Here is a 13,280-nt window from a genome sequence, read left to right on the forward strand (position 1 = left end):
CCACGGCACCAGACCCCGCTCCCTGATCCGGCCTGATCCAAACGACAGGCCCTAGACCGGCCTCGCGACCGGAAGAGGACTTCCGGCGTGCCCCGGGTTTGAACCATGTCCGCGATCCGGCCGTTGGGGATGTGTCCGGCCTGACCGGGCGCGTGGAGCGCCCGGACGACAACGGGCCGGTGGAGCCCCGCCCCGGTGACCGTTGCCGGTTTTTGGTGGCGACTGGATCGATGACGGGAAGGTGGCACGCGTGTCAGATGAGAGTGGGAGGGATTTCCCCTCGAACAATCCTTACGGGGACGCGTATCGGCGCCAGTGGAGTCGGGAGGCGCCGGCGCACAATCCGCCGGGCGGCGGCCCGATCGATCTCGCGGAAGCACAACGGCGTATGGCCGAGGAGGCCAGGCGGTACCTGGCGCGGACGGGACAGCCGTCGATGGATCCGGAACAGCCGGGTCCGGCGCAGCAGGAGTCGACACTGCCCGCCTACCGCACGCAGGCCCGCACCTGGGAGGAGCCGTCCCAGACCTGGGTGAACGCGGCCAACCAGGATGGTGAGAACCAGCTGCGGGAGTGGAACCGGCAGCAAGGCCTGGGGACGCCTACAGAGGAGAACCCCAACCAGTGGGACTACGAGACCATGACTCCGGAGCAGGCAATGGCTGCGGCAGCGGCAGCGGAGACGTGGCGACAATCCTCGGCCCCGGCCCAGCCTTCCACGTACTCGCAGAGTTATCAGGAGGATCGGTCCCAGGGGTATTCGGCGGGCATGACACTCAGCCCCGAACAGGCCGCGTATTTCTCCCAGGAGACGGCCGACGACGGGGTGGATGCCCAGCAGGCCTACGACTACGCCCAGGCTCTCTCGGCGGTCCACTTCCCCGGAACCGACTTCCAGGGGCAGTTCCAGACCCCGCACTCGCCCACCGGCGCCGGGACCTACTCCGGGACCACGCCCCAGAATCCGGTGGCCGCTCACGCCCACGACAGCTTGGCGCCCCTCAACCGGGCGAACCCCGACGGACGGACAGCGGGGCTGAGTCGCAGCACCGCGACGAGACGCTCCACCAGGGGGACGGAACCGCGGCGACGTGGAAGAGGAAGCGGAGGAGGCAGCGCCGGCTGAGGTGCGGGGGCGGGGCGGGGCCGCGAGAACGATCCACCGGCCACTCATTGGCCCTTGCCGTGGACTGGTCCACGGAGGTTTGCTCACCTCGTCAAACGCTTCCGTCCCAGTTCCCAGTGAGGTCGTCTCCGTGTCCACCACGCTTCCCACCACCGGCCAGACCCCCGAGACCGGCACCGCGCGCGTGAAGCGCGGCATGGCCGAGCAGCTCAAGGGCGGCGTGATCATGGATGTCGTCACGCCCGACCAGGCGAAGATCGCCGAGGACGCCGGCGCGGTCGCCGTCATGGCGCTGGAGCGGGTTCCCGCCGACATCCGTAAGGACGGCGGCGTCGCGCGGATGTCCGACCCCGACATGATCGAGGGCATCATCGCGGCCGTCTCGATCCCGGTGATGGCCAAGTCGCGCATCGGCCACTTCGTGGAGGCCCAGGTACTGCAGTCGCTCGGCGTCGACTACATCGACGAGTCCGAGGTGCTGACCCCGGCCGACGAGGTCAACCACTCCGACAAGTGGGCCTTCACCACACCGTTCGTCTGCGGTGCGACCAACCTGGGCGAGGCCCTGCGCCGGATCGCCGAGGGCGCGGCCATGATCCGCTCCAAGGGCGAGGCCGGCACCGGCAACGTCGTCGAGGCCGTCCGGCACCTGCGCCAGATCCGACACGAGATCGCCCGGCTGCGCGGCTACGACAACAACGAGCTGTACGCCGCAGCGAAGGAGCTGCGCGCCCCGTACGAGATCGTCAAGGAGGTCGCCGAGCTGGGCAAGCTGCCCGTCGTGCTGTTCTCCGCGGGCGGCGTGGCCACCCCGGCGGACGCCGCGCTGATGCGCCAGCTCGGCGCCGAGGGCGTCTTCGTCGGCTCCGGCATCTTCAAGTCCGGCGACCCCGCCAAGCGCGCCGCCGCCATCGTCAAGGCCACCACCTTCTACGACGACCCCAAGATCGTCGCGGACGCCTCCCGCAACCTCGGCGAGGCCATGGTCGGCATCAACATCGACACCCTGCCCGCGTCCGAGCACTACGCCAACCGTGGCTGGTGACCAGGGCGCCGCGGGCGGCCCGCTGATCGGCGTCCTGGCCCTCCAGGGCGATGTACGCGAGCACCTGGCCGCCCTGACGGCGGCCGGCGCGGTGCCCCGGGCGGTACGGCGGCCGGACGAACTGGCCGCCGTGGACGGCCTGGTGATCCCCGGCGGCGAGTCGACCACCATGTCCAAACTGGCTGTCCTCTTCGGGATGCTGGAGCCGCTGCGGGCGCGGGTACGCGCGGGGATGCCCGTCTACGGCACCTGCGCCGGGATGATCCTGCTCGCCGAGAAGATCCTCGACCCGCGCTCCGGACAGGAGACCGTCGGCGGCATCGACATGATCGTCCGCAGGAACGCCTTCGGACGGCAGAACGAGTCCTTCGAGGCGGCCGTCGACGTCACGGGTGTGGGGCCGGTCGACGGCGTCTTCATCCGGGCGCCGTGGGTCGAGTCCGTGGGCGCCGAGGTGGAGGTGCTCGCCGAGCACGGGGGCCATGTCGTCGCCGTACGGCAGGGCAACGCCCTCGCGACGGCGTTCCACCCCGAACTCACCGGCGACCACCGGCTGCACGGCTTCTTCACGGAGATGGTGCGCTCCGCGCGGTGAGGGGATCCCGGTAGGATCTCTGCCGAACGGAGCAGGATTGGTTACGCGAAGGAGACAGGCAGATGTCCGGCCACTCTAAATGGGCTACGACGAAGCACAAGAAGGCCGTGATCGATGCCAAGCGCGGCAAGCTCTTCGCGAAGCTGATCAAGAACATCGAGGTCGCGGCCCGCACCGGAGGCGCCGACGTCGACGGTAATCCGACCCTTTTCGACGCCATCCAGAAGGCGAAGAAGAGCTCGGTGCCGAACAAGAACATCGACTCGGCCGTCAAGCGCGGCGCCGGCCTGGAGGCCGGTGGCGCCGACTACGAGACGATCATGTACGAGGGCTACGGGCCCAACGGTGTCGCCGTCCTCATCGAGTGCCTGACCGACAACCGCAACCGGGCCGCCTCCGACGTCCGCGTCGCGATGACCCGCAACGGCGGCTCGATGGCCGACCCCGGCTCCGTGTCGTACCTGTTCCACCGCAAGGGCGTCGTGATCGTCCCCAAGGGCGAGCTGGGCGAGGACGACGTCCTGGGCGCCGTCCTCGACGCGGGCGCCGAAGAGGTCAACGACCTGGGCGAGTCCTACGAGGTGCTCAGCGAGGCCACGGACCTGGTCGGGGTCCGCACGGCGCTCCAGGGCGCCGGCATCGACTACGACTCCGCCGACACCAACTTCGTGCCGACCATGCAGGTCGAGCTGGACGAGGACGGCGCGCGGAAGATCTTCAAACTGATCGACGCGCTGGAGGACAGCGACGACGTGCAGAACGTCTTCGCCAACTTCGACGTCTCCGACGAGGTCATGGAGAAGGTCGACGCCTGACGACCGTGGTCTGCCGGCACACGGTCGCCGGCGTCAACTCGGCTGTACGCGGCGGGCCGACGGGGACACACCCCCCGTCGGCCCGCCGCGTTGTCGGTGCCGACCGATACTGTGCTGATCAGGGGTTCTGACACACCGGCAGAACGTGTGAGCGAGCGGGACCGATCGGGACCGAGAGGCTGAGGGGGAGGGGCACGATGCGGGTACTGGGCGTGGACCCCGGACTGACACGGTGCGGCGTCGGTGTCGTCGAGGGCGTCGCGGGACGCCCGCTGACGATGCTCGGCGTCGGTGTGGTGCGCACGCCCGCCGACGCGGACCTCGGCTCGCGCCTGGTCGCCATCGAGCAGGGCGTGGAAGCCTGGCTGGACGAACACCGGCCCGAACTGGTCGCCGTGGAGCGGGTGTTCAGCCAGCACAACGTCCGTACGGTGATGGGCACCGCCCAGGCCAGCGCCGTCGCCATGCTCTGCGCCGCGCGCCGCGGCATCCCCGTGGCGCTGCACACCCCCAGTGAGGTCAAGGCCGCCGTCACCGGCAGCGGGCGCGCCGACAAGGCGCAGGTCGGTGCCATGGTGACCCGGCTGCTGCGGCTGGACGCCCCGCCCAAACCGGCCGACGCCGCCGACGCCCTCGCGCTCGCCATCTGCCACATCTGGCGCGCCCCAGCCGTCAACCGCCTCCAGCAGGCGCACGCCCGGGCGCAGGCCGCGGCCAAGGCGTCCGCCCGCCCCACCAGTCACGTACCCGTACGGAAGGTTCCCCGATGATCGCCTTCGTCAGCGGCCCGGTGGCCGCCCTCGCCCCGACCTCCGCGGTGATCGAGGTCGGCGGCGTCGGCATGCTGGTGCAGTGCACCCCGGCCACCCTCGCCGGACTGCGGATCGGCCAGGAGGCGAAGATCGCCACGTCCCTGGTCGTCCGGGAGGACTCGCTCACCCTGTACGGCTTCGCCGACGACGACGAGCGCCAGACCTTCGAGCTGCTCCAGACCGCCAGCGGCGTCGGGCCCCGGCTGGCCCAGGCCATGATCGCGGTGCACTCGCCCGACACACTGCGTGTCGCCGTCGCCACGGGGGACGAGAAGACCCTGACCGCCGTCCCCGGCATCGGTAAGAAGGGCGCGCAGAAGCTCCTGCTGGAGCTGAAGGACCGGCTCGGCGAGCCCGTCGGCTCCCACATCGGCAGGCAGGGCATCGGCACCCCCCTCTCGGTCTCCTGGAACGATCAGCTGCACGCGGCCCTGATCGGCCTCGGATACGCGACCAGGGAGGCCGACGAGGCGGTCGCGCTGGTCACGCCCCAGGCCGAGGAGGCGATCAAGGCCGGTGAGGAACCCGCCGTACCGCGTCTCCTGCGGGCCGCCCTCCAGTCGCTGAACCGGACACGCTGACCGAACGCACACACGGGCACGCGCCGGGGCCGAACTCCACGGGACCGTAACGGGGCGTCCCGCTTCCACGAGGTGAATGACAGTGAACTGGGACGACAGCAGCAGCGGCACGCCGGGTGGCGGCCCCCAGCCGGCGGACGCCGACGGGCCGGACCGGCTCGTCGCCCCGTCGGCCGACGGCGAGGACCAGGCGGTCGAGGCGGCGCTGCGGCCCAAGTCGCTGGACGAGTTCGTCGGGCAGGAGCGCGTGCGCGAACAGCTCGACCTCGTCCTGAAGGCGGCCCTCGCCCGGGGCGCCACCGCCGACCACGTCCTGCTGTCCGGCGCGCCCGGCCTCGGCAAGACCACCCTCTCCATGATCATCGCGGCCGAGATGGGCGCCCCGATCCGCATCACGTCGGGCCCCGCCATCCAGCACGCCGGCGACCTCGCCGCGATCCTCTCCTCCCTCCAGGACGGCGAGGTCCTGTTCCTCGACGAGATCCACCGGATGTCCCGGCCCGCCGAGGAAATGCTCTACATGGCCATGGAGGACTTCCGCGTCGACGTCATCGTCGGCAAGGGCCCCGGCGCCACCGCCATCCCGCTGGAGCTGCCCCCCTTCACCCTCGTCGGCGCCACCACCAGGGCCGGTCTGCTGCCGCCCCCGCTGCGCGACCGCTTCGGATTCACCGCGCAGATGGAGTTCTACGAGCCCGTCGAGCTGGAACGGGTGATCCACCGCTCCGCCCACCTCCTCGACCTGGAGATCGACGCCGACGGGGCCGCCGAGATCGCCGGGCGCTCCCGGGGCACGCCCCGTATCGCCAACCGTCTGCTGCGCCGCGTCCGCGACTACGCGCAGGTCAAGGCCGAGGGCTACATCAACCGCGACATCGCCGCCGTCGCCCTTCAGGTGTACGAGGTCGACGAACGCGGCCTCGACCGGCTGGACCGCGCCGTGCTCCAGGCCCTGCTCAAGCTGTTCGGCGGCGGCCCGGTCGGTCTGTCGACCCTCGCCGTCGCTGTGGGGGAGGAGCGTGAGACGGTCGAGGAGGTCGCCGAGCCCTTCCTCGTACGGGAGGGACTGCTCGCCCGTACTCCGCGCGGCCGGGTCGCGACCCCCGCCGCGTGGGCGCACCTGGGGCTCACCCCGCCCACGCGGAGCCCTGGCGCAAGCGGACAACCGGGGCTGTTCGGGGCGTGAGCGCGACGGTATTCGTCGCGGCAGGAACCCCGGTGCCATGCTGGGCGTTGTTCCATTGATGCGGACTCGCTTAGACTCCGCCGATGCCGCCCCTAAAAGTCGGCTAACCCACCCCCGTATATCAGGCCGCCCGACAGCGCGGTCGTGCGAAGGAAGTTCCCTCCCGTGAGTCTCGTGACCCTCCTCCCCTTCATCGTGCTCATCGGGGCCATGTTCCTGATGACCCGGTCCGCCAAGAAGAAGCAGCAGGCGGCCGTGCAGATGCGCAATGAGATGCAGCCCGGCACCGGCGTCCGGACGATCGGCGGCATGTACGCCACCGTCAAGGAAGTTCACGACGACACGGTCCTCCTTGAGGTCGCGCCGGCCGTTCACGCCGTGTACGCGAAGAACTCCATCGGCGCCGTCCTCACCGACGCGGAGTACAACCGCATCGTCCACGGTGACGAGGAAGAGGACATCGAGGTCGACGGTGCCGTCGTGCCCGACGACGCCTCCTCCCTGACCGGCGACGACGACGCGGCCAAGATCGACCTGGGCAAGAAGGACGGCCCCGACGACGCCGACACCACGGCGGACGTCAAGGCGGACGCCGAGCCGACCACGGTCGACGCCGACGCCGCGAAGGCCGAGCCGAAGGACGCCAAGGCCGACGGCGAGAGCGGCGCGAAGTAGTCACGTCCGGCACCGCGCCGCGCCCGTAGGCGCCCAGCGGTCCCCGGACGACGTCGGCTTTCGCGTGGGCAGGTCCCCACAACACTTCGTTGCCGCTCCGTCGCTCACCCGGCGTGGAGCGGTCGGACAGGGAGAAACGAAAAGGTGGCAGCACCTCAGAAGGGCCGAAGGCAGACGGGGGCCCCGGGAAAGCCGGGGCGCACCCTGATCCTGTTCCTGATCGCGATGATCGCCCTCGTCGGAGGAATGTTCGGGGCGGGCGAGCTCACGCCGCGCCTCGGTATCGACCTCGCCGGCGGCACGACCATCACGCTCAAGGCCAAGAGCTCGCCGGGCCAGGCGAACGCGGTCAACGAGACCAACATGAACACCGCGGTCGGCATCATCGAGCGTCGTGTCAACGGTCTCGGCGTTCAGGAGGCCGAGGTTCAGACCCAGGGATCCGACAACATCATTGTCAACATCCCCAAGGGCACGAACTCGCAGCAGGCTCGTGAGCAGGTCGGCACCACCGCTCAGCTGTACTTCCGGCCGGTCCTGACCCTCGGACCGGGTGACCCGTCCGCGCAGCAGCCGCAGCCGGAGGCGACTCCGAGCGCCGGTTCGAGCGACAGCCCGAAGCCGAGCCCTTCCACGAGCGACAAGTCGGGCGACAAGCCGGCCGACCCGCCGGCCGCCGGTGCGCCCAGCGCCTCGGAGACCACCCAGGGCCGCGCCCTCACGGACAACCTGAAGGCCGACGCGACGCCCACCCCGGGCGCCTCCGACAAGCCCGGCCCCTCCGAGAGCCCCGCCCCGAGCGACAGCGCGGCGCCGCCCGCCGACCCCGCGACGGAGAAGCTCCAGGCCGACTTCGTGGCCCTCGACTGCACGAACGAGAAGGCCAGGGGCGCCCTCGGGGACTCCGCGAAGCCGAGCGAGCCGACGCTCGCCTGCGGTGAGAACGACGGTGTGTGGGAGAAGTACATCCTCGGCCCGGCCGAGGTGGGCGGCAAGGACGTCGACGACGCCAACGCCACCATCAACCAGCAGACCGGCCAGTGGATCGTCCAGATGGACTTCACGGGCGGTGGCTCGAAGAAGTTCCAGGCGATCACCAGCAAGCTCTCGCAGCAGCAGGCCCCGCAGAACCAGTTCGCCATCGTCCTCGACGGCGAGGTCGTCTCGGCGCCCTCGGTGCGCCAGACCCTGAGCGCCAACGCCGAGATCTCCGGCAACTTCACCCAGGAGTCCGCACAGGACCTGGGCAACATCCTGTCGTACGGCGCGCTGCCGCTGACCTTCCAGGAAGAGACCGTCACCACGGTCACCGCCGCACTCGGTGGCGAGCAGCTGGAGGCCGGTCTGATCGCCGGCGCCATCGGCCTCGCCCTGGTGATCATCTACCTGGTGCTCTACTACCGGGGTCTCGCGCTGATCGCCATCGTCAGCCTCCTGGCCTCGGCGGTCATGACGTACGCGATCATGACCCTGCTCGGACCGGGTATCGGCTTCGCACTCAACCTGCCCGCGGTGTGTGGTGCGATCGTTGCGATCGGTATCACCGCGGACTCGTTCATCGTGTACTTCGAACGAATCCGGGACGAGATCAGAGAGGGCCGTACGCTCAAGCCCGCCGTCGAACGCGCCTGGCCGCGCGCCCGGCGCACGATCCTGGTGTCCGACTTCGTGTCGTTCCTCGCCGCGGCCGTGCTGTTCACCGTCACCGTCGGCAAGGTGCAGGGCTTCGCGTTCACGCTCGGCCTGACCACGGTGCTCGACGTCGTCGTCGTGTTCTTCTTCACCAAGCCGGTCATGACGCTGCTCGCCCGTACGAAGTTCTTCTCGGGCGGCGGATCCTGGTCCGGTCTCGACCCGAAGCGCCTCGGAGCCAAGCCACCGTTGCGCCGCAGCACCCGCCGCCTCGGCGCCCCCACCGACCCGAAGGAGGCGTGAGATGTCGCGACTCGGAGATCTCGGCGCCCGGCTCTACCGCGGCGAAGTCGGCTACGACTTCGTCGGGAAGCGCAAGTTCTGGTACGCGCTCTCGGTCCTCATCACCATCGCGGCCATCGCCGGCCTCGCGGTGCGCGGGCTCAACATGGGCATCGAGTTCAAGGGCGGTGCCGTCTTCAACACCCCGAAGACGAGCATCTCCGTGTCAGCCGCGCAGGACCACGCGGAGAAGGCCTCCGGCCATGACGCGATCGTCCAGAAACTCGGCAACGGCGGACTGCGTATCCAGGTCACCGAGCTGAACACGGCCCAGGCCGACAAGGTCCAGGCCCAGCTCTCCAAGGACCTGGACATCCCCCAGGAGAAGATCAACGCGGACCTCGTCGGTCCGAGCTGGGGCAAGCAGATCGCCAACAAGGCGTGGACGGGTCTCGGGATCTTCATGATCCTGGTGGTGATCTATCTGGCGATCGCCTTCGAATGGAGAATGGCGGTCGCGGCGCTCATCGCCCTGATCCATGACCTCACGATCACGGTCGGTGTGTACGCGCTGGTCGGCTTCGAGGTCACCCCGGGCACGGTGATCGGTCTGTTGACCATTCTCGGTTACTCCCTCTACGACACGGTCGTGGTCTTCGACTCCCTCAAGGAGGGGTCGAAGGACATCACCAAGCAGACGCGCTACACCTACAGCGAGGTCGCCAACCGCAGCATCAACTCGACCCTGGTGCGTTCCATCAACACCACCGTGGTCGCGCTGCTGCCGGTCGCCGGTCTGCTGTTCATCGGTGGCGGTGTCCTCGGCGCCGGCATGCTGAACGACATCTCGCTGTCGCTGTTCGTCGGCCTCGCCGCCGGCGCGTACTCGTCGATCTTCATCGCCACTCCGCTGGTCGCCGACCTCAAGGAACGCGAGCCGTCGATAAGGGCGCTGAAGAAGCGGGTGGAGGCCAAGCGGAAGGCCGCCGCGGCCAAGGGCGAGGCGCCCGATTACTCGGACGAGGGCGGCGACGAGCCGCGGGACGCCGGGCCGGACGACGAGACCTCGGCGCCGGACATCCCGCCCGCCGCCGCGGTCGCGGGTCCCCGCAGCCACGGCGGCCGTGGCCGGGGCCGTCCGTCGGGGAAGCGTCGATGACCGACGACAGCACGCGGGAGCTGCTCCTCAGCCGTATCCGCGATGTGACCGACTATCCGAAGCTGGGTGTGATGTTCAAGGACATCACGCCGCTGCTCGCGGATCCGAAGGCCTTCACGGTGCTCACGGACGCCCTCGCGGAGCTGGCCGTACGGCACGGCGCCACGAAGATCGTCGGCCTGGAGGCGCGCGGCTTCATCCTGGCCGCGCCGGTCGCCGTCCGGTCCGGCATCGGCTTCATCCCCGTCCGCAAGGCGGGGAAGCTGCCCGGTGCGACGCTGTCGCAGACGTACGACCTGGAGTACGGCAGCGCCGAGATGGAGGTCCACGCCGAGGACCTGCGGGAGGGCGACCGCGTCATCGTCATCGACGACGTGCTCGCCACCGGCGGCACCGCCGCGGCGTCCGTGGAGCTGGTACGCCGGGCCGGGGCCGAGGTGGTGGCCGTGGCCGTGCTGCTGGAGCTGGGCTTCCTCGACGGCAGGGCACGCCTTGAACCGCATCTGCGGGGCGTCCCTCTGGAGGCACTGATCAAGGTCTGACCCAGCCGGTCACGCCTGGCAGAACAAGCGTGACAAAGAGTGGCGAAAGCGAACACCCCGGGAATTCCACCCGGGGTGTTCGCGTTCCTCCTGCATCGCGCCCGTACCCCTGCGCGCACCGGTCTCGTGAGCGGTCGCGCCACGAGGTCGTTACCATGGCCGTTCCGGACCTGACCGGGGGACCCGGAAACGCACGAGGAGCGCTCTTGCCAGACGAGGCCCAGCCACTCGCCGCCGCCCAGCCCGATCCGCACGCAGACCGGGCCGTGACGGCGCCCGCCACGCCGCAGGAACCGGCGGACGGGCCGAGTACGGCTGCGCACACTTCTGCCGAGCACAACGGGGCCGGGGCCAACGGCTCAGGCCCGAAGCCGGCGACCGGCCCGGCACCGGCCGCCACGCCGCCCACGGGCCCCGCCCAGGCGCCCGCGCCCACGCCGGGCTCCTCGCCCGCCAAGAGCCAGCTCCCGGTCCCCGTCACCGCGCCCAAGCCCGCCCCGGCCGCCCCCTCGCGCTCCGGCGGCTCCTCCAACCGCGTACGCGCCCGGCTGGCCCGGCTCGGCGTGCAGCGCTCGTCGCCGTACAACCCGGTCCTCGAACCGCTCCTGCGGACCGTACGCGGCAACGACCCCAAGATCGACACCGCGGTCCTGCGCCAGATCGAGCGCGCCTACCAGGTCGCCGAGCGCTGGCACCGCGGCCAGAAGCGCAAGAGCGGCGACCCGTACATCACGCACCCCCTCGCCGTGACCACGATCCTCGCCGAACTCGGCATGGACCCGGCCACCCTGATGGCGGGGCTGCTGCACGACACCGTCGAGGACACCGAGTACGGCCTGGACACGCTGCGCAAGGACTTCGGCGACCAGGTCGCCCTCCTCGTCGACGGCGTCACCAAGCTCGACAAGGTCAAGTTCGGCGAGGCCGCCCAGGCCGAGACCGTACGCAAGATGGTCGTCGCCATGGCCAAGGACCCCCGTGTCCTGGTCATCAAGCTCGCCGACCGGCTGCACAACATGCGCACCATGCGCTATCTCAAGCGGGAGAAGCAGGAGAAGAAGGCCCGCGAGACGCTGGAGATCTACGCGCCGCTCGCCCACCGGCTGGGCATGAACACCATCAAGTGGGAGCTGGAGGACCTCGCCTTCGCGATCCTCTACCCCAAGATGTACGACGAGATCGTCCGGCTCGTCGCGGAGCGGGCGCCCAAGCGCGACGAGTATCTGGCGATAGTGACCGACGAGGTCCAGTCCGATCTGCGCGCCGCCCGCATCAAGGCCACCGTCACCGGCAGACCGAAGCACTACTACAGCGTCTACCAGAAGATGATCGTGCGGGGCCGGGACTTCGCAGAGATCTACGACCTCGTCGGCATCCGCGTCCTCGTCGACACCGTCCGCGACTGCTACGCGGCGCTCGGCACCGTCCACGCCCGGTGGAACCCGGTCCCGGGGCGGTTCAAGGACTACATCGCGATGCCCAAGTTCAACATGTACCAGTCGCTCCACACGACGGTCATCGGGCCCAGCGGCAAGCCGGTCGAGCTCCAGATCCGTACGTTCGACATGCACCGCCGCGCCGAGTACGGCATCGCCGCGCACTGGAAGTACAAGCAGGAGGCCGTCGCCGGGGCGTCCAAGGTCCGTACCGACGTCCCCAAGAACGCGGGCAAGGGCGCCAACCAGGACACCGTCAACGACATGGCGTGGCTGCGGCAGTTGCTCGACTGGCAGAAGGAGACCGAGGACCCCAGCGAGTTCCTGGAGTCCCTGCGCTTCGACCTGTCGCGCAACGAGGTCTTCGTCTTCACGCCCAAGGGCGACGTCATAGCGCTGCCGGCCGGGGCCACCCCCGTCGACTTCGCGTACGCCGTCCATACGGAGGTCGGCCACCGCACCATAGGGGCGCGGGTCAACGGGCGGCTCGTCCCTCTCGAATCGACCCTCGACAACGGCGACCTGGTGGAGGTCTTCACCTCCAAGGCGTCCGGCGCCGGACCCTCACGGGACTGGCTGGGCTTCGTCAAGTCGCCACGGGCCAGGAACAAGATCCGCGCCTGGTTCTCCAAGGAACGCCGCGACGAGGCGATCGAGCACGGCAAGGACGCCATCGCCAAGGCGATGCGCAAGCAGAACCTGCCGATCCAGCGCATCCTCACCGGCGACTCGCTCGTCACGCTCGCGCACGAGATGCGCTACCCCGACATCTCGTCGCTGTACGCGGCGATCGGCGAGGGCCATGTCGCCGCCCAGGGCGTCGTACAGAAACTCGTCCAGGCACTCGGCGGCGAGGAAGCCGCCAACGAGGACATCGCCGAGAGCGCGCCGCCCTCGCGCGGCCGCTCCAAGCGCCGCTCCAGCAGCGACCCCGGTGTGGTCGTCAAGGGCGTCGAGGACGTGTGGGTCAAGCTCGCCCGCTGCTGCACCCCGGTGCCGGGCGACCCGATCATCGGCTTCGTCACCCGTGGCAGCGGCGTCTCCGTACACCGCGCGGACTGCGTCAACGTCGACTCCCTGTCGCAGCAGCCCGAACGGATCCTCGAAGTCGAATGGGCGCCCACCCAGTCGTCCGTCTTCCTCGTCGCCATCCAGGTCGAGGCGCTGGACCGGTCCCGGCTGCTGTCCGACGTCACCCGGGTCCTGTCCGACCAGCACGTCAACATCCTGTCGGCGGCCGTCCAGACGTCCCGCGACCGGGTCGCCACGTCGCGCTTCACCTTCGAGATGGGCGACCCGAAGCACCTCGGGCATGTGCTGAAGGCGGTACGGGGCGTGGAGGGCGTGTACGACGTCTACCGCGTCACCTCCGCCCGCAGGCCCTAACGCGTCGC

12 protein-coding genes are annotated in these 13,280 nt (G+C 69.9%); all 12 read left to right on the plus strand.

Features of this window, described 5'->3' with window-relative positions; all coding sequences use genetic code 11:
- The first annotated feature begins 388 nt into the window (after positions 1–388).
- The 12 genes from BHU15_RS33480 to BHU15_RS33535 all read left to right on the plus strand — a co-directional run bounded on the left by BHU15_RS33480 (position 389) and on the right by BHU15_RS33535 (position 13,272).
- Positions 389–1,126: a hypothetical protein gene (locus tag BHU15_RS33480; protein WP_069630563.1), complete on the plus strand. Its 738-nt coding sequence runs from the start codon at positions 389–391 to the stop codon at positions 1,124–1,126.
- 130 nt (positions 1,127–1,256) lie between these two features.
- On the plus strand, positions 1,257–2,171 hold the full coding sequence (gene pdxS / locus BHU15_RS33485; protein ID WP_069630564.1) for a pyridoxal 5'-phosphate synthase lyase subunit PdxS: 915 nt from the start codon (positions 1,257–1,259) through the stop codon (positions 2,169–2,171).
- Positions 2,161–2,766: a pyridoxal 5'-phosphate synthase glutaminase subunit PdxT gene (pdxT, locus tag BHU15_RS33490; RefSeq protein ID WP_069630565.1), complete on the plus strand. Its 606-nt coding sequence runs from the start codon at positions 2,161–2,163 to the stop codon at positions 2,764–2,766. Before pdxS ends, pdxT begins: the two co-directional genes overlap by 11 nt.
- 62 nt (positions 2,767–2,828) lie before the next feature.
- Positions 2,829–3,581, plus strand: a complete 753-nt coding sequence (locus BHU15_RS33495) for a YebC/PmpR family DNA-binding transcriptional regulator (RefSeq protein ID WP_031232183.1) — start codon at positions 2,829–2,831, stop codon at positions 3,579–3,581.
- 197 nt (positions 3,582–3,778) lie between these two features.
- Entirely contained in the window at positions 3,779–4,351 is a 573-nt protein-coding gene (ruvC, locus tag BHU15_RS33500) for a crossover junction endodeoxyribonuclease RuvC (RefSeq protein ID WP_069630566.1), read from the plus strand.
- Positions 4,348–4,974 carry a Holliday junction branch migration protein RuvA gene (gene ruvA / locus BHU15_RS33505; RefSeq protein ID WP_069630567.1) on the plus strand — a complete coding sequence of 209 codons (627 nt, stop codon included), beginning with the start codon at positions 4,348–4,350 and terminating at the stop codon, positions 4,972–4,974. Before ruvC ends, ruvA begins: the two co-directional genes overlap by 4 nt.
- Positions 4,975–5,050: 76 nt before the next feature.
- Positions 5,051–6,160, plus strand: a complete 1,110-nt coding sequence (ruvB, locus tag BHU15_RS33510; protein ID WP_051433740.1) for a Holliday junction branch migration DNA helicase RuvB — start codon at positions 5,051–5,053, stop codon at positions 6,158–6,160.
- Positions 6,161–6,325: 165 nt separating this feature from the next.
- Positions 6,326–6,835: a preprotein translocase subunit YajC gene (gene yajC, locus BHU15_RS33515; protein WP_069630568.1), complete on the plus strand. Its 510-nt coding sequence runs from the start codon at positions 6,326–6,328 to the stop codon at positions 6,833–6,835.
- 144 nt (positions 6,836–6,979) lie between these two features.
- The gene (secD, locus tag BHU15_RS33520) at positions 6,980–8,770 is read left to right on the plus strand and encodes a protein translocase subunit SecD (RefSeq protein ID WP_069630569.1); all 1,791 of its coding nucleotides are present in this window, start codon (positions 6,980–6,982) and stop codon (positions 8,768–8,770) included.
- 1 nt (position 8,771) lies between these two features.
- Positions 8,772–9,908, plus strand: a complete 1,137-nt coding sequence (gene secF, locus BHU15_RS33525; protein ID WP_069630570.1) for a protein translocase subunit SecF — start codon at positions 8,772–8,774, stop codon at positions 9,906–9,908.
- Entirely contained in the window at positions 9,905–10,450 is a 546-nt protein-coding gene (locus BHU15_RS33530; RefSeq protein ID WP_069630571.1) for an adenine phosphoribosyltransferase, read from the plus strand. Before secF ends, BHU15_RS33530 begins: the two co-directional genes overlap by 4 nt.
- A 206-nt stretch (positions 10,451–10,656) precedes the next feature.
- Positions 10,657–13,272 (plus strand): RelA/SpoT family protein, encoded by a 2,616-nt coding sequence (locus BHU15_RS33535; RefSeq protein WP_069630572.1) that lies wholly within the window; start codon positions 10,657–10,659, stop codon positions 13,270–13,272.
- Positions 13,273–13,280 lie beyond the last annotated feature (8 nt).

The organism is Streptomyces niveus (assembly GCF_001723055.1).
Lineage (GTDB): Bacteria > Actinomycetota > Actinomycetes > Streptomycetales > Streptomycetaceae > Streptomyces > Streptomyces niveus.